The sequence below is a fragment of the Serratia sp. Ser99 genome (assembly GCF_024519545.1).
Taxonomy (GTDB): domain Bacteria; phylum Pseudomonadota; class Gammaproteobacteria; order Enterobacterales; family Enterobacteriaceae; genus Serratia; species Serratia liquefaciens.
Genome location: NZ_JALJRT010000002.1, coordinates 134,316 through 153,048, shown reverse-complemented (window position 1 = coordinate 153,048; position 18,733 = coordinate 134,316). Strand labels below are relative to the sequence as shown.

At 55.3% G+C, this 18,733-nt stretch carries 16 protein-coding genes; 9 read left to right on the top strand and 7 right to left on the bottom strand.

Translation table 11 applies throughout. The features are described from left to right. Nucleotides 1-48 precede the first annotated feature (48 nt). The 5 genes from rstA (at nucleotide 49) to NR114_RS04810 (ending at nucleotide 5,416) form a co-directional block, all read left to right on the top strand. A complete protein-coding gene (gene rstA / locus NR114_RS04830; protein ID WP_372907089.1) occupies nucleotides 49-774 on the top strand; it encodes a two-component system response regulator RstA in 726 nt (241 codons plus the stop codon). Further along, nucleotides 771-2,075, top strand: coding sequence for a two-component system sensor histidine kinase RstB (gene rstB, locus NR114_RS04825; RefSeq protein WP_020827061.1), 1,305 nt, complete (start codon nucleotides 771-773; stop codon nucleotides 2,073-2,075). Before rstA ends, rstB begins: the two co-directional genes overlap by 4 nt. A gap of 66 nt (nucleotides 2,076-2,141) precedes the next feature. Further along, entirely contained in the window at nucleotides 2,142-3,638 is a 1,497-nt protein-coding gene (locus NR114_RS04820; protein ID WP_048758738.1) for a carboxypeptidase M32, read from the top strand. A gap of 348 nt (nucleotides 3,639-3,986) precedes the next feature. Next, nucleotides 3,987-4,292 (top strand): acid resistance repetitive basic protein Asr, encoded by a 306-nt coding sequence (asr, locus tag NR114_RS04815; RefSeq protein WP_020827063.1) that lies wholly within the window; start codon nucleotides 3,987-3,989, stop codon nucleotides 4,290-4,292. A 302-nt stretch (nucleotides 4,293-4,594) separates the two neighbouring features. Then, on the top strand, nucleotides 4,595-5,416 hold the full coding sequence (locus NR114_RS04810; protein ID WP_046373433.1) for a serine protease: 822 nt from the start codon (nucleotides 4,595-4,597) through the stop codon (nucleotides 5,414-5,416). Nucleotides 5,417-5,419: 3 nt separating this feature from the next. On the opposite strand, the gene NR114_RS04805 is transcribed toward NR114_RS04810, so the two are convergent. Next, a complete protein-coding gene (locus NR114_RS04805; protein WP_256824821.1) occupies nucleotides 5,420-6,235 on the bottom strand; it encodes a helix-turn-helix transcriptional regulator in 816 nt (271 codons plus the stop codon). Between the two features lie 101 nt (nucleotides 6,236-6,336). On the opposite strand from NR114_RS04805, the gene NR114_RS04800 reads away from it, so the two are divergent. Continuing rightward, a complete protein-coding gene (locus NR114_RS04800) occupies nucleotides 6,337-7,485 on the top strand; it encodes an MFS transporter (RefSeq protein ID WP_234529189.1) in 1,149 nt (382 codons plus the stop codon). Here NR114_RS04800 and hrpA read toward each other — a convergent pair. After that, nucleotides 7,463-11,350 carry an ATP-dependent RNA helicase HrpA gene (hrpA, locus tag NR114_RS04795; RefSeq protein ID WP_020827067.1) on the bottom strand — a complete coding sequence of 1,296 codons (3,888 nt, stop codon included), beginning with the start codon at nucleotides 11,348-11,350 and terminating at the stop codon, nucleotides 7,463-7,465. The two genes, NR114_RS04800 and hrpA, sit on opposite strands and share 23 nt — an antisense overlap. Before the next feature lie 269 nt (nucleotides 11,351-11,619). On the opposite strand from hrpA, the gene azoR reads away from it, so the two are divergent. After that, nucleotides 11,620-12,225, top strand: a complete 606-nt coding sequence (gene azoR / locus NR114_RS04790; protein ID WP_020827068.1) for an FMN-dependent NADH-azoreductase — start codon at nucleotides 11,620-11,622, stop codon at nucleotides 12,223-12,225. A 128-nt stretch (nucleotides 12,226-12,353) separates the two neighbouring features. Here the strand turns inward: azoR and NR114_RS04785 are convergent, their stop codons facing one another. From NR114_RS04785 to NR114_RS04775, 3 genes are read right to left on the bottom strand one after another with little or no spacing between them, the layout of a single operon-like run. Beyond that, nucleotides 12,354-12,677 (bottom strand): YdbL family protein, encoded by a 324-nt coding sequence (locus NR114_RS04785; protein ID WP_128865201.1) that lies wholly within the window; start codon nucleotides 12,675-12,677, stop codon nucleotides 12,354-12,356. A gap of 8 nt (nucleotides 12,678-12,685) precedes the next feature. Continuing rightward, the gene (locus NR114_RS04780; RefSeq protein ID WP_020827070.1) at nucleotides 12,686-12,883 is read right to left on the bottom strand and encodes a YnbE family lipoprotein; all 198 of its coding nucleotides are present in this window, start codon (nucleotides 12,881-12,883) and stop codon (nucleotides 12,686-12,688) included. Continuing rightward, nucleotides 12,880-15,492, bottom strand: a complete 2,613-nt coding sequence (locus tag NR114_RS04775; protein WP_256813687.1) for a YdbH family protein — start codon at nucleotides 15,490-15,492, stop codon at nucleotides 12,880-12,882. Before NR114_RS04775 ends, NR114_RS04780 begins: the two co-directional genes overlap by 4 nt. Nucleotides 15,493-16,043: 551 nt before the next feature. Between NR114_RS04775 and NR114_RS04770 the strand changes: the two genes are divergently transcribed. Continuing rightward, nucleotides 16,044-17,036 (top strand): 2-hydroxyacid dehydrogenase, encoded by a 993-nt coding sequence (locus tag NR114_RS04770; protein WP_256813686.1) that lies wholly within the window; start codon nucleotides 16,044-16,046, stop codon nucleotides 17,034-17,036. A 19-nt stretch (nucleotides 17,037-17,055) separates the two neighbouring features. Beyond that, on the top strand, nucleotides 17,056-17,484 hold the full coding sequence (gene hslJ / locus NR114_RS04765) for a heat shock protein HslJ (RefSeq protein WP_048758730.1): 429 nt from the start codon (nucleotides 17,056-17,058) through the stop codon (nucleotides 17,482-17,484). A gap of 43 nt (nucleotides 17,485-17,527) precedes the next feature. Here the strand turns inward: hslJ and NR114_RS04760 are convergent, their stop codons facing one another. Then, a complete protein-coding gene (locus NR114_RS04760) occupies nucleotides 17,528-17,788 on the bottom strand; it encodes a DUF333 domain-containing protein (protein WP_046373425.1) in 261 nt (86 codons plus the stop codon). Nucleotides 17,789-18,259: 471 nt separating this feature from the next. Further along, nucleotides 18,260-18,592: an SMR family transporter gene (locus NR114_RS04755; protein WP_044551516.1), complete on the bottom strand. Its 333-nt coding sequence runs from the start codon at nucleotides 18,590-18,592 to the stop codon at nucleotides 18,260-18,262. Nucleotides 18,593-18,733 lie beyond the last annotated feature (141 nt).

Genomic DNA, 18,733 nt, shown 5'->3' with positions numbered 1-18,733 from the left:
GTGCCCCGCGCTATGCTGAATTTCGTTATTCTGATAAAACCGCTGAATATGCATAAAATTGTTTTTGTTGAAGACGATCCGGAAGTCGGCAAACTGATTGCCGCCTATCTGGGCAAGCACGATATTGAGGTTCTGATCGAGCCGCGTGGCGACAGCGCACAGACTCGCATCGAGCTGGAGCAACCGGATCTGGTGCTGCTCGACATTATGTTGCCCGGTAAGGACGGTATGACTTTATGCCGCGATTTGCGTCCGACCTTCGCAGGCCCGATCGTGCTGCTGACCTCGCTGGACAGCGACATGAACCATATCCTTTCGCTGGAAATGGGTGCCAACGATTACATCCTGAAAACCACGCCCCCGGCGGTGTTGTTGGCGCGGCTACGCCTGCATCTGCGCCAGCATGGCCATCAGCCAAAGGAAGAGTTAACTCAACCAATCACCCAGCACAACGCCTTGCACTTTGGCTTGTTGTGCATCGACCCGGTCAACCGCCAGGTCACGTTGGGGGAAGAGATCATCACCCTTTCCACCTCGGATTTCGATCTGCTGTGGGAACTGGCCACTCATGCCGGTCAAATCATGGATCGCGAAGCCCTGCTGCAAAACCTGCGCGGCGTTAGCTATGACGGCCTGGACCGCAGTATCGACGTCGCGATTTCCCGCCTGCGTCGCAAGTTGTACGACAACGCACTGGAGCCTTTTCGCGTCAAAACCGTGCGCAATAAAGGTTACCTGTTCGCCCCGAACGCCTGGGAGTTCGTGCAGCAATGAGAAAGCTCTTTGTGCAGTTTTTCCTGCTGCTTTTCGTTTGCTTCCTGGTGATGGCGATGCTGGTTGGCCTGGTGTACAAAGTCACCGCTGAACGCGCTGGCCGCCAGTCGATGGACGACCTGATGAAAAGTTCGCTGTACCTGATGCGCAGCGAACTGCGGGAAATCCCGCTGAAAGACTGGAACAAGACCATCGCCACGCTGGATTTGAACCTGTCGTTCAAGCTGCACATTGAACCGCTGGGTAAACAGGATCTGAGTGAAGACCTGAAAAAGCGCCTGCGCCTTGGCGAAATTATCGCGCTCGACGATCAATACACCTTTATGCAGCGCATTCCCCGTAGCCACTATGTGTTGGTGGTGGGTCCGATCCCTTATCTGTTTTATCTGCATCAAATGCGGCTGCTGGATTTGGCGCTGCTGGTGTTTATCGGCATGTCGCTGGCGCTGCCGGTGTTTCTGTGGATGCGCCCGCACTGGCAGGATTTGCTGAAGTTGGAAAATGCGGCCCAGCGCCTGGGGGCTGGGCACCTGGATGAACGTACCCATTTCGATCCTACCTCCAGTCTGAACCGGCTTGGGGTGGCCTTTAACCAGATGGCGGATAACGTCAATACGCTGATCGCCAGCAAGAAGCAGCTCATCGACGGCATCGCCCACGAGCTGCGTACGCCACTGGTACGGCTGCGTTATCGGCTGGCGATGAGCGATAATCTGTCCGATAGCGAGCAACAGGCATTGAATCGCGATATCGGCCAGTTGGAGTCACTTATCGATGAACTGCTTACCTACGCGCGGTTGGATCGTCCCCAGGTGGCGCTCAATATAGAGCCGCTCGACTTGCCTAAATGGTTGGAAGACAAGGCGGATGACCTGCGGCTGATCCATCCGGAACGAGAAATTCAACTGGATATCCCCCACGTCGGCGATTTTGGCGGCGTTGATTTGCGTCTGATGGAGCGGGTGCTGGATAACCTGGTAAACAACGCATTGCGTTACTCCGAACAGCGCCTGCGTATCGGCCTGTGGTTTGACGGCGACAATGCCTGCTTACAGGTAGAAGACGATGGCCCGGGAATTCCGCCGGAAGAGCGTGAACGGGTATTCGAACCCTTTGTCCGCCTTGATCCGAGCCGCGATCGTGCCACCGGCGGTTGCGGCCTGGGCCTGGCCATTGTGCATTCGATTGCCGTGGCCTATCAGGGCCAGGTTTATGTAGACGCCAGTTCGCTCGGCGGTGCCAGCTTCCGTTTCTGTTGGCCAATAAAGCCCACTTTCGATTTAAAAGCAGACCCGGTGTAACCCTGTTCACGCGCAGCATGACTACGCGAAAGAGTGATCCGGATTAAAATAATATGGAGCTAAACGATGACATCTGCACATACCCCATCCTCATACGACGAGCTGCGCGCCCTGTTCACCCGCCTGTCGCGCTTCGGCCACCTTTCCGCTATTGCCGGTTGGGACATGCAAACCATGATGCCACCGGGCGGCAGCAAAGCACGTTCGGAAGCGCTGGCTGAACTGAGCGTACTGCAACACCAAATTTTGACCGCAGAAAAAACCGGCCGCCTGTTTGAACGTGCACAGCAGGAAACCCTGGATGACATTGATCGCGCCAACCTGCTGGAAATGCGTCGCCAATATGACAATGCGGTGCTGGTACCGGAGTCGCTGGTCGAAGCTAAGTCGCTGGCCGGCGCGCGTTGTGAACATGCCTGGCGCGCTCAGCGTCCAGCCAACGACTGGGAAGGTTTCGCGGAGAACCTGCGTGAAGTGGTCAAGCTTAGCCGACAGGAAGCGCAGATCCGTGCCGAAGCAGCAGGCACCAGCCGCTATGATGCGCTGCTGAATCTGTATGAACCGGGCATGCGCAGCAGCGATATCGACCGCATTTTTGGCGATCTGAAAACCTGGTTGCCTGACCTGCTGCAGAAAGTGGTGACCAAACAGGCTCAGGAACCTTGCCTGATCCCACAAGGGCCGTTCAATGTGGAGACCCAGCGTCAACTGAGTTTGAGCGTAATGAAACTGCTCGGTTTTAACTTTGATGGCGGCCGCGTGGACGTCAGTGCACACCCATTCTGCGGTGGCGTACCTGAAGACGTGCGCATCACCACTCGCTATAACGATAAAGAATTCCTGACGGCACTGCTCGGTATCGTGCATGAAACCGGTCATGCCCGCTACGAGCAAAACCTGCCGCGTGACTGGCTGGGCCAACCTGTAGCTCAGGCGCGCTCAACGGCCATCCACGAATCGCAAAGCCTGCTGTTTGAAATGCAGTTGGCGCGCGGCAGCGACTTCCTGAAGATCCTGCGCCCGTTGGTGACCCAGCAATTTGGCGAGCAGCCGGCGCTGGAAGAAGCTAACTTTATCCGTCTGAATCAGCGTGTAAAACCCGGCCTGATCCGCGTAGATGCTGACGAAGTGAGCTACCCGGCGCACGTAATCTTGCGTTATGAGATCGAGAAAGCTCTGGTTGAAGGCGAGATCGAGGTGGAGGACATTCCGGCACTGTGGAATGAGAAAATGAAGGGTTACCTCGGCCTGGATACCGTCGGCAACTACCGTAATGGCTGCATGCAGGACATTCACTGGACTGACGGTGCCTTCGGTTACTTCCCGACTTACACTCTGGGCGCCATGTATGCCGCGCAGCTGTTCCACAGCGCACGTGAAGCAATGCCATCGTTGAGCAGCGACATTGCCGAAGGCAACCTGAATCCGCTGTTCCACTGGCTGAAGCAGAATATCTGGCGCCACGGCAGCCGCTTCCCTACCGATACGCTGATCGCTAACGCGACCGGCGAAGCGCTTAACCCGGCCTATTTCCGCAAGCATTTGGAAAACCGCTACCTGTAATCCTGTCCCCAGGCACAATGTCCCGTGCCTGGGCATTTTCCCCTGCTTTGCCAGCATGATTCCATAGTGCACTTCCCCTTCCTACGACACCTTGGCCGCGGAGAGTGCAGTTGGCAACCCTCCATATGTATGTTGTAACTAAAATGGCAAACTTCAGTGCCTATTGGGCATCCGCTCTAACCACGATTATCGCTCGCCGGCGCTTTCATCTCCCTTTTCTGTGGGTTCGTACATTAGGTTACACGCCGAAACCAATCACTCACGGAAAGCATTCTGGCGTTTGCCTACTATCTTTACACCGGCCCCGCAGTGGGCTCGATACATGATGAGTCATTTGAGGAATCTACAATGAAAAAAGTATTAGCTCTGGTTGTTGCCGCTGCAATGGGTCTGTCTTCTGTTGCCTTCGCTGCTGACGCTGCCACCACCACCGCAACCCCTGCTGCGACAGCGACTACCACCACCGCAGCTCCGGCTAAAACCACTCACGTGAAGAAACATCACGCGAAGAAAGCGCCAGTACAAAAAGCGCAGGCGGCTAAAAAGCACCACAAAGCTACTGCCAAAAAAGCGCCGGCTCAGAAAGCCCAGGCCGCCAAGAAACACCACAAAAAAGCCAGCCACAAAAAAGCCACCAGCACGCCAGCGGCATAATCGCAATCTGAAGTGAGGCTCCCCTCACCAGTCCAGGCTTGAGTTGTCCAACACCCGGTTCGCCGGGTGTTTTTTCATCGGGGGTTCTCATCATGCTGCGTCGCTACCTATTTGAAATCATTTTGGCCAGCCTGATCCTTTGCGGGCTCATTGCCGCCTTTTTTTATCTGTAGCCGCTCAGCCCCTCGGGATAAGAAATTATTGAAAAATCAATCACTGCCCATCCACACTGCGACTAAATCAGTCTATAGTTACCACTCAGTGTGTTTATGGATGACCCGTCATTTCCAGGCAAGAAACCTATGCGCATAACCGTTTTGCTGTTGCTGTGCTCATTCCCGCTCGCACTTTCCCTCTCAGCAAGGGCCGACAGCCCTTCCGATGCATCGATCGCTGAGCAAACACGCCTGTTTTTTGGCAAAGATGAACGCATCAAGGTCACCGAAACCGACGGCTGGCCGTGGCAGGCGATTGGCCAGGTAGAAACCGCCAGCGGTAATTTGTGCACCGCCACGCTGATCTCTCCTCATCTGGCACTCACCGCCGGTCACTGCGTGCTGGCACCGCCGGGCCAATTGGACAAGGCGATCGCACTGCGCTTTGTGGCCGGCAACAAGAGTTGGCAATACCAGACCGACAATATCGAGACGCTGGTTGACCGTAAGCTGGGCAAAAAGCTCAAGGCCGACGGCGACGGCTGGATCGTACCGCCAGCAGCCGCGGCGTATGACTTTGCCCTGATCCGCCTGAAGGATAAAAAGCCGCTGCCGATTAAGCCGTTGCCGCTGTGGCAAGGCGACAGCAAGGCTCTGACTCAGGCGCTGAAACAGGCCAAACGGCTGATTACCCAGGCCGGGTATCCGGGAGATCACCTCGACGATCTCTACAGTCACCAAAACTGTAAAGTGACGGGTTGGGCGCAACAAGGCGTACTGTCGCATCAATGCGATACCCTGCCCGGCGACAGCGGCTCGCCGTTATTGCTGAAAACCGCCGCTGGCTGGAAGCTCATCGCCATTCAAAGCTCCGCACCGGCAGCCAAAGATCGCTACCGTGCCGATAACCGCGCACTGGCGGTGACCGGTATCCGCGATGCGCTGGACGCACTGGCCGCGGGGAAATAAGCGTTATAAGCCGGCGTGGGCTTCTGCGCCGGTTTCCCTTGAGACGTTTCCCGCCATAAAGCCCTTGGGCGTGGTGCCGGTGAACTGCCGGAAGAACGCGATAAAAGCGCTGTCGCTGGAGAAGCCCAAATGCTGTGCCACGGTGCTGACCCTGGGCATTTCCGCCAGCAGTTCAATCGCCCGCATCAACCGCCATTGTTGGCTCCACTGCTGATAGCTCAACCCGCTCTCGCGCTGAAAAATGCGCGTCAGCGTTTTGGCATGCAAATTCAATTCCTGTGCCAGTACGCTCAACCCCGGCAGTTCATCCCGCTTGTCGAGGTTCTCCAGCCAGCGAGCCAAACGAGCATCCCTGGGTAGTATCAGTCCGGTGCTCTCTAGCCGTGCCGCATTCAGTTCGTTGATCAGCACCGGCACCAGATCACGCGCCGCCCGGCATTCGATCGCCTGATTAAACGGCCAATAAGCGATACGTTCAATCACCGCTGCCAGCAAGGGATTGACCGCCGATACCGCGCACTCTTGCAGCCTGGCAGGCGCCAATTCAGGCTCCAGATAGATTGAGCGATAGGCCACCTGGCCGTGCAGCTGTACCCGATGCCGGATCCCACCGGGGATCCACAAACAGCGCGTTGGCGGTAAAATCAGCCAACGATCGCTGAGCGTCACCGTCATGCATCCACGGGACGAATAGAGCAACTGAGCACGCCGATGGCGGTGCTCTTTAGAGTCATGATTGGCTAGCTCGGCGGCAATCCCCAGCACCGGTGCAGGCCAGCTATCCGGTTCGAAGGCATCCCGTTGGGCAATCAAGGCCATGAATTGTCCTTTTCTCGTTATTTTTTGTCCTGATGATTGTAATTGAACATTTTGGCTTTCCCTATACTGGCGCAATTATTCATTGTTAAAGGTTAATTCCCATGTCGCGCCTTCCTCTGCCATTGATGGTCGCCAGCATAATGGCGCCACAGGTGCTCGAAACCCTTTATAGCCCAGCGCTCACCGCGATCCGCGCCGATTTCAACGTCAGTGCCGCCCAGGCCAGCCAGACGCTATCGATCTATTTCTTCGCTTTTGCCTTCGGCGTCGCTTTCTGGGGGGTAATGTGCGATAGGTTTGGCCGCAGAGTGGCCATGTTGGCAGGGCTGACACTGTATCTGGGCGGTGCGGTGGTGGCGTTGCTGAGCTCGCATTTCACGCTGTTGTTGACCGCTCGCGCCACCATCGCCTTCGGTGCTGCGGTCGGCTCTATCGTCACGCAAACCATGCTGCGTGACGTGTATCAGGGGCACGCTCTGGGGAAAGTCTTCGCCACCCTCGGCATTGCCCTGTCGATCAGCCCGGTTCTGGGTATGTTGGCGGGGGGAATTTTGGTCAGTTGGGGCGGCAGTATGGCGATATTCATTGCCCAGGGGATGCTGGCATGGGCCCTGCTGGTTTGGTGCTGGTACGCTCTGCCGGAAACGCAGCCACCGGGCGGCGCATTACAAGCCTCTGCGGCAAGCAGTGGCTGGATTATCCTGCGCGACCGGCATATCTGGTGTAGTGCCTTATTGGTGGCAGGCTTTAATATTATGGTGTTCAGCTACTTCAGCCTGGCACCGTTCATGTTTGAACGACTGGGGCTGAGCAGCCGACAGTTTGGCTACTCTGGCATCGCCCTGGCGCTGGGCAGCCTGCTTGGCGCGTTAGTCAATCGCCATTTGTTGGCCAGGGCTATCAGCGCAGAGCGTCAAATCCTGCTGGGTAGCCTGCTGGCGTGTGGCGCGGCGCTGGCATTAGGTTACTGGCAGCACAGCATAATGATGTTGCTGCCCTGCATGCTGATCAGCCTGGCCTTCGGCCTGGCGATCCCCAATGTATTGAGTCAGGCCCTGAATCGCTACCGGCAGCAACTGGGCACCGCCGGCGCGATTTTTGGCCTGCTTTACTACCTGCTGATTGGCGCCGGGCTGTCCCTGGCCGCCGTTGGGCAAAACCTGCCCGCAACGCTGCTGGTGTGCAGCCTGCTGTGTCTGGTCTGCACAGGCTGCCTGTTCGCGTTGCTTAGCCCGAAAGCTGCTCGATAGTCTGCAAGATACGCTTGTCAGAGATCGGGTAAGGCGTGCCGAGTTGCTGAGCGAACAGACTGACGCGCAGTTCTTCGATCATCCAACGCACCTCTTTCACCTCTTCATCCTGCTGCCGCTTCGGCGGCAGTTTGTTCAGCCACTGTTGCCAGGCCTGTTGCACCTGTTCCACCCGCAGCATCTGCGCACGATCGCGATGCGGATCGGTCGCCAGCTTCTCCAGACGGCGCTCAATTGCCTGCAGATAGCGCAACGTATCCGACAGACGCTTCCAGCCGTTGTTGGTCACAAAACCGCGATAAACCAGGCCGCCGAGCTGGTTTTTGATATCCGACAGCGCCAGCGCCAGGGAGATGTCCACCCGGCCTTTCAGCCGTTTATTGATGTTGAACACCGCCGTCAGGATCTGCTCGACCTGTTTGGCTACCCCTACCACCGTTTCATTCAGCTCGGCGCGCACTTTTTCCTGCAGGCGGGCAAAATCCTCTTCCTGCCAAACCGGCCCGCCGTGCTCGGCAATCAGCTTATCGATGCCGCACGAGATGCAGTCGTCAATCAAATCCAGCACCCTGCCATAAGGGTTAAAGTACAGCCCCAGCTTGGCTTTGTTAGGCAGTTTTTCATGCAGATACTTGATGGGCGATGGAATGTTCAGCAACAGCAGGCGGCGCGTTCCCTGCCACATCGCCTGTTGCTGTTCCTGCTCGCTGTCGAACAAACGGATCGCCACGCTGTCTTTTTCATCCACCAGCGCCGGATAGGCCTTCATCGAATAGCCACCGCGTTTCTGCTCATAAAACTCCGGCAGTTTGCCGAAGCTCCAAATATGCAGATTGCTTTGCTCCAGCCCATCGTCCGCCACCGCAGACAGGGTTTCCTGCACCTTGTCTTTCAGTTGCAGCTTCAGCGCGGTCAGGTTTTTGCCTTCCAGCAGGGTTTTGTGTTTTTCCCCCACCACCCGGAAGGTCATTTTAAGGTGATCGGGCACCTGTTCCCACTGCCAGTCATCTCGTGACACCGTCACACCAGTCATACGACGCAGCTCGCGCTCCAGCGCATCCAACAGCGGCAATTCCAGCGCGGTGACCCGTCCCAGAAAAGCCTCGGCATAGTTCGGTGCCGGTACAAAGTTGCGACGAACCGGCTTGGGCAGCGACTTGATCAGGGCGATCACCAATTCACGGCGAATGCCTGGAATTTGCCACTCAAAACCCTGATCCTCAACCTGATTAAGGATCGGCAGAGGAATATGCACCGTCACGCCGTCGGCGTCGGTACCTGGCTCAAACTGATAGGTCAGGCGCAGCTTAAGGTTGCCCTGATGCCAGGTATTCGGATAGTCCAGCGCACTGACCTTATTGGCACCGTCCTTGATCAGCATCTCTTTTTCAAAGCTGAGCAAATCCGCGTTCTGTTTTGCGGCGTTTTTCCACCAGTTGTCAAAATGACGCCCGGAGATCACCTCGCCAGGGATGCGCTGATCGTAGAAACTGAACAGGGTTTCATCATCAACCAAAATGTCACGACGGCGCGACTTATGCTCCAGTTCCTCCACTTCCGCACGCAGCTTCAGGTTAGCACTGAAGAATGCATGGCGCGTCTGCCAGTCGCCTTCCACCAGCGCATGGCGGATAAACAGTTCCCGGCACAGCAGCGGATCTATGGTGCTGTAATTAACCTGTCTCGCAGCGACGATGGGTAACCCGAACAGCGTCACTTTTTCGGTGGCCATCACCGCACCCTGGGATTTCGACCAATGGGGTTCGCTGTAGCTGTGCTTCACCAGGTGCTGGGCTAACGGCTCAATCCACTCCGGTTCGATACGTGCGGCGATACGCCCCCACAGGCGGCTGGTCTCAACCAGTTCGGCCACCATGGTCCATTTCGGCGGCTTCTTGAACAGACCTGAACCTGGGAAGATAGAAAATCTTGCGTTGCGAGCGCCCGTGTACTCTTGCTTATCAGCATCTTTCTGGCCGATATGCGATAGCAAACCGGTCAATAACGCGGTGTGTACACTGCGGTAATCGGAAGGTTCGCTGTTGACCGGCAGCCCCAGCTCTTTCACCACCTGACGCAGCTGGGTATAAATATCCTGCCATTCACGCACCCGCAAATAGTTAAGGAAATCATTGCGGCACAGCCGACGGAACTGACTGGATGAGTGCTCTTTCTGCTGCTCTTTCAGCCAGTCCCACAGGTTGACGTAAGCCAGGAAATCCGAATCTTTGTCGGCAAAGCGCCGGTGTTTCTCGTCCGAGGCCTGCTGCTTGTCCATTGGCCGTTCGCGCGGATCCTGTATCGACAGCGCAGCGGTGATGATCATCACTTCACGCACGCTGCCGCTTTTCTGCGCCTCCAGTACCATGCGCGCTAAACGCGGGTCGATCGGCAACTGCGCTAATTGACGCCCCTGAGGCGTGAGCTGGTAGTGGCCATTGTCGGCCGTTTTAATTGCGCCCAGCTCTTCGAGCAGGCGTACGCCATCGAGAATATTGCGCTTGTCCGGCGCCTCAACGAACGGGAAAGCGGCGATATCCCCTAACCCAAGCGACGTCATCTGCAAGATAACCGACGCCAGGTTGGTGCGCAGGATCTCCGGATCGGTAAACTCCGGACGCGACAGGAAGTCCTGTTCCGAGTACAGACGAATGCAAATACCGTCGGAGACGCGCCCGCAGCGGCCCTTGCGCTGATTGGCGGAAGCCTGCGAAACCGGTTCGATCGGCAGACGCTGCACCTTGGTGCGGAAACTGTAACGACTGATACGCGCGGTACCGGGATCAATCACGTACTTGATGCCGGGCACGGTCAGTGAGGTTTCCGCCACGTTGGTCGCCAGCACGATGCGCCGTCCGTGATGCGACTGGAATACCCGGTTCTGTTCGCTGTTCGACAGACGGGCATACAGCGGCAGGACCTCGGTATGCGGCAAATTAAGACGGTTCAGGGCGTCGGCGGTGTCGCGAATTTCGCGCTCGCCGCTCATGAAGATCAGGATATCCCCCGGCCCTTCGCGGCCCAGCTCATCTACCGCATCGAAAATCGCCTGCAGTTGATCGCGGTCGGTATCGTCGGCATCGTCCACTACCGGACGATAACGCACTTCGACCGGATAAGTACGACCAGAGACTTCGATAATTGGCGCGTTATTGAAATGGCGCGAAAAACGCTGCGGATCGATAGTCGCCGAAGTGATGATGACTTTGAGATCCGGGCGCTTTGGCAGCAGTTCACGCAGGTAACCCAGGATGAAATCAATGTTCAGGCTGCGTTCGTGCGCTTCATCGATAATCAACGTGTCGTACTGCATCAGCAGCCGGTCCTGCTGGATTTCCGCCAACAGGATCCCGTCGGTCATCAGTTTGACCAAGGTGTTTTCGCCGACCTGATCGTTAAAACGCACCTTATAACCGACGCTGCCGCCCAACGGCGTTTCCAGCTCGTCGGCAATGCGGTTGGCTACGGTACGCGCCGCCAGGCGTCGAGGTTGGGTATGGCCGATCAGCCCTTTTACCCCGCGCCCCAGCTCCAGACAGATCTTCGGCAACTGGGTGGTTTTCCCCGAACCGGTTTCACCGGCAACAATCACCACCTGATGGTCGCGGATGGCCTGCAGAATATCCTGTTTTTTCTGACTGACCGGCAGGTTTTCCGGGTACGTGACTTTCGGACAGGATGCGGCGCGCGACTGCACTTTTTGCAACGCTGCTGTTATGTCACTTTCCAGCTCGGCGGCGACGGCCAGCTGAGCATCGGGATTTTTGATTTTTCGTGCGCCCTGCAGCCGACGTTGCAGACGTTGTTGGTCACGGAGCATCAGCTCGCCCAGTTGGGCAGACAGTGCCGCGAGCGGAGATTTCACGTTCGGTATTCCTTGTTTCATCGCTGCTGTATCAAGCTTTAGCAGCGGTTTGGTAATGGGTTAGCGAGTTTTCAGCTTTAAGTGCGCAGAATAACATAAGCCCCTTTTTCCCCATAATCCCGCCGTTTATGTCCCGGCAGCTTATTCAATAAAATCGAACAAAGGTCTCGAAATATTGCGCTATCACTGCTGAAAAAATGTGAATAGAGTGTACTGCATGCAAAGGACGCGTTGTCCTGATGTCACTGTCATAACGTAAGGAATTACCGATGAGCAAAGTATTGGTTCTTAAATCAAGCATCCTGGCGGGCTACTCGCAGTCTAACCAACTGGCAGATTTCTTCGTTGAGCAGTGGGCAAAGGCTCATGGCAACGACACCATCACCGTGCGTGACCTGGCTGCACAGCCAATCCCGGTACTGGACGGTGAACTGGTTGGCGCCCTGCGTCCTTCCGACACGCCGCTGACCCCGCGTCAAACCGAAGCCCTGGCGTTGTCCGACGAGCTGATCGCCGAACTGCAAGCCAATGACACCATCGTTATGGCGGCCCCGATGTATAACTTCAACATTCCGACCCAGTTGAAGAACTATTTCGACCTGATTGCCCGTGCCGGCGTCACCTTCCGCTACACCGAAAACGGTCCGGAAGGCCTGGTGAAAGGTAAGCGTGCCATCATTCTGACCAGCCGCGGTGGCATTCACAAAGGCACCCCGACTGACCTGGTCGAACCTTACCTGCGTCTGTTCCTGGGCTTTATCGGTATCACCGACGTCGAGTTTGTGTTCGCTGAAGGTATCGCCTACGGGCCGGATGTTGCCACCAAAGCACAGGCCGATGCCAAAGCCACGCTGGCACAGGTTGTTGCCGCCTGATGCCCGTTGCAGGGGTGTGATGCCCCTGCAAAGCTTCAACAGAACAAGCCAAATCCTGTCAACCCCGCTCTACCCTCATAAAAATCCACTGTTATATCGCTATTGCGCGCCTCAGGGCGCGCTTTTTTTTATTTCTTCAACCATTGGCCGTTTATGCCGCGTACGTATTCCCCCGCGGGGGCACGGGCGACCAGTTTTTGCCCGGCCATACGCGCCACATCGTCGATGGCGATATGGTTGCTGTCCGCCACCTGTTGGTATTTCTCGGTGCGTCCGGCATTAATATTTTTCACCAGGGTCAAGGTTTCGGCGTCCTGCTTCACCGGCGCAATATAGCCGTTGAGCGTTTCACCGACGCGCCCCTGTTGCTTGGCCTCATCCAGCGTCAATGCCATTGCCATGCTGCTGAACAGCCAGGCGGCGCCAATCAAGCCTAAATAACGTTTTTTCATGTTGGCTCCTAGAACAGACCGCTTTTGTCTTTCAGCAGATTCTCGACGTCTTTATCCACTTTGATGTGAATTTCATGTTCAATCTTGACGTTCATATTGATGGTGATCGGATCTTTAGGCGTGGCGACCTCGATGCGTGGCACGCAGCCGCTCAGCATTGAGGTGCCGAGCACGGCGGCCAGTAATGGCCCGCTGATGATTTTCATGGTTGTTCCCCAGGTTTGGTGAGGGCCTGTTCCAGCCACTCCTGTAAATTGTCGCCAAAGCGCAGGCTGCGCCAAAGCTGAAACACGTTTTCCTGATGGCTATAGTTCAGGATAACCTCTCTTTTAGCGCTTTTTTGCGGGTTAACCCCGTCAATGCGCGCCTTCAGCGTCAGTTCACCGAGGTTGTCGAGATCGACTCTGGCTTTGGAGCGGTTAATCTCCATATAGCGCAGCCAATCTATCGCGGCGCCGGTCGCCATATTATTACTGCCGATGGCATCGGCCATGTCCTTGTCCAGGCGCAGCGTCAACATGCCAGCGTTGGCAATCCAACCGTTGCGCACCAGCCATTTAGGATGATTCAGGAACAGCGGCAATTCACCGTCTACCCGTCCTGACATGGCAAACTGTTTTGGCTTCAACGCGGTAAACAAGGCACTGAGATCCACCTTATCCAGCTTCAATACGGCGGCGTCATGCTGCGGCATGCGCAGCGCAGACAGGCTGATGTGGCCGTTCAACGCGTCCATACCGACGTTGCTCAGCGTCAGTGGTGCCTGCTCGCTGTAAGGATAAGCGCCCTGAAGATCGGCGGTAATATTCTGCATTTCGAACAGGTTGCGGAAAGACTTGATGCGCAGCATCATCGGTTGCTTGGCGCCGAGCTGCCAAATGTGATTTTTCAGGCGGTAGGACATGACGAAATCCAGCCCGCTCATCTCACCGTCTTTCAGCCACATACCGCCCTGCTTCACCACCCAATGGCCACCGGCCTCAAAACCCTGCACCCTGGCGGCAGAGAAGGCCGATTGCGCATAGAATTCACCGTCGCGCAGTTTGATATTGAGATCCGGCGAGATAAGCGGTTGGAACACCTTCAGCGACTGCTTCGGCCACCAGCCCTCTCCGCGTAAACGCTCACCGTCCCAACGGCCACGTAGCGCTATAGGGCCAATCTGTTCCGCCTGCAGTTTGCCCTGCAGCTGGAAATTATCCAGCGTTGTGCCCTTCATCTGAAGCGCCAACACCGGTGCCGGCAGGTAACCGCCGTTAGTAAAGCTGACCTTGCCCGAAACCAGTTGCAGTTCGCCATTAAACGCCGGGTTTTTCTCGTCCCGCTGCCAACGCAGCGGCTGGCTGAGGCTAAGGCGCGGCGCATCCACCGTTACCATGCTGTACTTCAAACGATCAAAACCAGTAGAAAGCCGATCGAGGATCAGCGTGCTGTCCTGCCAACTGCCGCTGCCGGCAACGTCCCAGGCAGCCTGCAACGGCGGTAATTGTCCGTTGCCCCAGTAGCGCCATTGCCAGTTGCCGTGGTCCGGCCAAAAATCTTGCGCCTTGCCGTCCAGATGCAGTTTAAAACGTCCCCAGTAGCTGTCGCTGGCGTTAATAATGGCCTGCAACCGACCGGTGATGCCGGCAGCAGTCACTTTCACCCCGGCCAACGGCAAACGCGCCTCTTCCAATTTCATTTCCGGCGTGGCGTTGCCCCACAGTCGCAGCAGTGAACCGGACTGCAAGACCAGCGTCGGGTTGAGGATGGTGCCGCTGACAATACCGGGGATCGAGGCAGTCATTGAAAAGTCGGACAGATTCGCCTGGCCGGTCAGTTGGAAACGCAGATCGCTGTCGGTCAGGCCGACTTTACCCGGCCCCAGCGTTAATACCGCGTTGCCTTTGCCGTTATGGCCGTCGGTGATGACATTCAAACGGGCGCTGATCTGCGTCTCATCAAAACCTTTACTCCAGTCGTGCAGCGCAATGTTCACCCCGCCGTTTAGCGGTTGCTGGCTGTATGGCCAGCGCCATTCGCCCTGTTTAATGCTGACCTGTTGGGCGTTGATCTCCCAGGGCAGCGTCGCCAGGGGTTTGTTTTCACCCTTTTCCGTCAGCGTCAGCACGCCCTGCTGCTGTTGCCAGCGCATGTCCAACAGTAAGGGTTTGTCCAGATAGCCGGTCTGCATTTCGCCCTGCAGCGCCCCTTGTGCCGGAATACTGTCCAAATAGAGCGGAATGGCTATTTTGCCGGTCAGGTGCAGCGGTTGTGGGCTGTCTGGCGCAGTAATCGTCAGGCCGTTGAGCGTCAATTGCTGCTGCGGATCCAACAGCGCATCGACCTGAATATTCGGCCCCTGATATTGCAGGCGCTGGCCCTCTGCAGAGGAATGTATCTGTAATTTACCGGCGTAGTACTGCCACGGCACCACCGCGAAATCCTTGATGGTAACGTCCAGCAGCGGCAGTTGTTTTTGCAATTGGTCCAGCGCCAGTGGTGCACTGCTGGCGTCAGCGGCGGGTAATTTTGATAAGCAGGCAGTATCGACATTCAGCTTATCGCTGATGAGCTCCCACCGCCCCTGCTGATAGGCCAATCGGGTCGGTCCGACGGCGGCAAGCAAACAGTCTTGTGCCAGAAAACGCGCGCCATCAAGCTGCAATGCCCCCTGACGCCAATGCGGTTTGCCCTGCAAAACCAACTGGCTACCCTGTGGCAGCCAGTGAGAGATCACACGCGGCAACCAGCGCGGCAGAGTTTGCCACAGCACCAGCAGCAAGATCGCCGTACTGACCACAATCCCTATGAATACTTTCAATCGCTTAGTCATTAAATGATTGCTTCATTCCTGAGTTAGGCCGCTTACCCTGGCCAGAGGGCGTTTTAAGTAAGTCTATGCCTGAATTGGCAATAATGATGGCATGAATTTGACATAGGGTGAAGCCAACGCCGACGAAGATGCCCCATTTCGGCGCTTTTGCAGCTGTTGATAGGGATACTGTAAATTTTAGTTACATATTCATCACATGAATGCGAACTGTTTCGGACTTTTGTTATTGTCGTTACCTTTGATAATTAATAGTCTTGCAAGCATTCTAACAAAAGTCAGCTGCTAGCTAACTATACTAGAGAAGCCATTCCCCACACCCCCGTGGGGATTTTTTTGCCTGGAACCAACCTCTCTCTCATCTCTCGCGCTTCGCTTTTCAGCCACTCCGCGCCGAATATTCACCCTGTTGTGACGTTGCCAGCTACCCTTAATCAATACCCTTTGCGGCAACGATAACTGCTGCCATTCAACGCGCATCAAACAGGCTAACCAATTGTAGAATTTACTAAAATCTGTTAAATTGATCACAAAATCACGCGGGAGAAACCACGATGAAATTGGCGATATACAGCACCAAACAGTATGACCGTAAATATCTCGAACTGGTGAATCAGCAGTTTGGTTACGAGCTGGAGTTCTTCGACTTCCTGCTCAGTAAAAAAACCGCCAAAAACGCCGCCGGCTGCAAAGCCATCTGCATCTTCGTCAACGACGACGGCAGCCGTGAAGTGCTTGAAGAACTGGCGGCGTTGGGGGTCGAAATTTTGGCTCTGCGTTGCGCCGGGTTCAATAATGTCGATTTGGACGCCGCCAAAGAACTGGGCATCAAGGTGGTGCGCGTTCCGGCCTACTCGCCGGAAGCGGTCGCTGAACATGCCGTGGGCATGATGATGTGCCTGAATCGTCGTATTCACCGTGCCTATCAACGCACCCGCGATGCCAATTTCTCGCTCGAGGGATTGATCGGTTTCAACATGCACAACCGTACCGCCGGGGTGATTGGCACCGGTAAGATCGGCGTTGCCACCATGCGCATCCTGAAAGGCTTCGGCATGAAGCTTCTGGCTTATGACCCGTACCCAAGCGAACAGGCATTGGAGCTGGGCGCGGAATATGTCGATCTGAAAACGCTGTACGCGCAATCTGACGTTATTACCCTGCACTGCCCGCTGACGCCGGAAAACCACCACCTGTTGAACACCGACGCTTTTGCGGCGATGAAAGACGGCGTAATGATCATCAACACCAGCCGCGGCGGTTTGATTGACTCATCAGCCGCGATTGATGCCCTGAAGCAACAGAAAATCGGCGCCCTGGGGATGGACGTGTATGAGAATGAACGCGACCTGTTCTTCGAAGATAAATCCAATGACGTGATCCAGGACGATATTTTCCGTCGTCTGTCTGCCTGCCACAACGTGTTGTTCACCGGTCATCAAGCTTTCCTGACCGAAGAGGCGCTGACCAGCATCTCGGAAACCACGTTGCAGAACGTGAGCCAATTGGATCGTGGTGAGCCTTGCCCTAATCAGCTCAGTGCCTGATTTGTCCTAAGGAGAGCCGATGAAAAAGTTTATGTTGGTGGCGTTAATACCGCTGCTATTAGCCGGGTGTGGAATGAGTCAAAACGGAAAGACGGTAAAGGAAAGCGATCTGTTGCATCATAACTTTATTTTGCAAAGCGTCGACGGCGTAGCGGTGAAAGCGGGCCAGGGCAAGCAGCCCAACATCGAGTTCGGTGAAACCCTGCACGTTTCCGGTGCCATGTGTAACCGTTTCTTTGGCAATGGCCAATTGCAAAATGGCGTGCTGACGGTAAAAGGTCTGGCTTCAACACGCATGCTGTGCGCAGACCCGCAACTCAATCAGTGGGATCGGGTGATCGGCGACGTGCTGGGCAAAGGAGCAAAAGTCACCCTCAGCGCTCAGCAATTAACGCTGAGCGGCGGCGACCATACCCTGGTTTATACACTGCGCGATTGGGTGCAGTGATCCCTGTGCACCAGGCTGCTCTGCGGCCTGGTGTTATTAACCGTTAGCCGGCGCTCGCGCAGGCACCCCGCCCCAGCGTCGATTCTTCGCACTGTTTACCATTCGGCATCTGGCACATTCTGATCGCTTCGCCGTTTAAATTGTGGGTCACCGTAGTAACGCCGCCAACGATGGCACAGTTAGCACTGGTCTGTAAGTTATTGATTCTTGCACTGTTAGCCTGCTGGACTGGTTCTTCGTTGTTGCTGCTGCAGGCGGCCAAAAGCAGTACGGTGCCGGCCAGCAACCCTTTTAATATTGTCATTAATCCACTCCTGAACCCGAAACTGCGCTGTGTAAAATCGCCATTGCCGATAACTCGCATCACTTTATTGCGGACACGTTAGGTTATCTTTGATGCAAACCTGTTTAATCTAGCCTGATATATAAATAATGAAAATATATTCCTGCAATTATTTGCCGTTTATTTGAACAGCGACGAAATTATTATGGTTACTGGATTTTTCCGCTCTGTCCGCGGAGCGGACATCGAACATCCCTGCCCGACCTGAACAAGGGTCAGTCACAGCCGGGTTAAACAGGCATTTTAGGAGAGGTTAACGCTTTGAGGCGGGGCGAACAGCACCAAAATGCGGTGTCAAAATGGCGCATTTTTTGCCGGTAAAAGGAAGATCCAAGTTTGGGGGTAATCTATTATTTTCCGTTATTTATTAATAAGGTTTTCTGCCAGCGCCACTGAATGTCGCGCTGGCGATTGTTTCGGTTTAAATAAGGATCAGTGTGCTGCGGTTTTCGACAGTAAATTAATCACCAACACGCCAGCAATAATTAATCCCATCCCCAGTACGGCTGGCCAATCCAGCTTTTGTTGATAAACAAATACCGCGGCAATTGACACCAGAACAATACCCATGCCCGACCAGATGGCGTAAACAATGCCCAGCGGCATGGTTTTCACCACCATCGACAGCCCCCAGAAAGCTACGCCATAGCCGACCACGACCACCAGCGACGGCCACAAGCGAGTGAATCCCTCAGAGGCTTTCAGCATGGTGGTGGCGATCACTTCTGCGACTATCGCCATGGTCAAATACATAAATCCGCTCATCGTTTTTTCTTCTGTAAGTTTACCTATTCACCAGTATGACGCGCCGGAAATAAATTGTCGTTAAACAACGATGACAATTTTTCTTCAGGGCCATTTAAAGTCGTGAAATATCTCCTTGTCGCATTTTTTGTCGATTTATCA

Coding starts and splice junctions, on each gene's coding strand:
- rstA (WP_372907089.1), top strand. CDS start 49: ATGCATAAAATTGTTTTTGTTGAAGACGATCCGGAAGTCGGCAAACTG.
- rstB (WP_020827061.1), top strand. CDS start 771: ATGAGAAAGCTCTTTGTGCAGTTTTTCCTGCTGCTTTTCGTTTGCTTC.
- NR114_RS04820 (WP_048758738.1), top strand. CDS start 2,142: ATGACATCTGCACATACCCCATCCTCATACGACGAGCTGCGCGCCCTG.
- asr (WP_020827063.1), top strand. CDS start 3,987: ATGAAAAAAGTATTAGCTCTGGTTGTTGCCGCTGCAATGGGTCTGTCT.
- NR114_RS04810 (WP_046373433.1), top strand. CDS start 4,595: ATGCGCATAACCGTTTTGCTGTTGCTGTGCTCATTCCCGCTCGCACTT.
- NR114_RS04805 (WP_256824821.1), bottom strand. CDS start 6,235: ATGGCCTTGATTGCCCAACGGGATGCCTTCGAACCGGATAGCTGGCCT.
- NR114_RS04800 (WP_234529189.1), top strand. CDS start 6,337: ATGTCGCGCCTTCCTCTGCCATTGATGGTCGCCAGCATAATGGCGCCA.
- azoR (WP_020827068.1), top strand. CDS start 11,620: ATGAGCAAAGTATTGGTTCTTAAATCAAGCATCCTGGCGGGCTACTCG.
- NR114_RS04785 (WP_128865201.1), bottom strand. CDS start 12,677: ATGAAAAAACGTTATTTAGGCTTGATTGGCGCCGCCTGGCTGTTCAGC.
- NR114_RS04780 (WP_020827070.1), bottom strand. CDS start 12,883: ATGAAAATCATCAGCGGGCCATTACTGGCCGCCGTGCTCGGCACCTCA.
- NR114_RS04775 (WP_256813687.1), bottom strand. CDS start 15,492: ATGACTAAGCGATTGAAAGTATTCATAGGGATTGTGGTCAGTACGGCG.
- NR114_RS04770 (WP_256813686.1), top strand. CDS start 16,044: ATGAAATTGGCGATATACAGCACCAAACAGTATGACCGTAAATATCTC.
- hslJ (WP_048758730.1), top strand. CDS start 17,056: ATGAAAAAGTTTATGTTGGTGGCGTTAATACCGCTGCTATTAGCCGGG.
- NR114_RS04760 (WP_046373425.1), bottom strand. CDS start 17,788: ATGACAATATTAAAAGGGTTGCTGGCCGGCACCGTACTGCTTTTGGCC.
- NR114_RS04755 (WP_044551516.1), bottom strand. CDS start 18,592: ATGAGCGGATTTATGTATTTGACCATGGCGATAGTCGCAGAAGTGATC.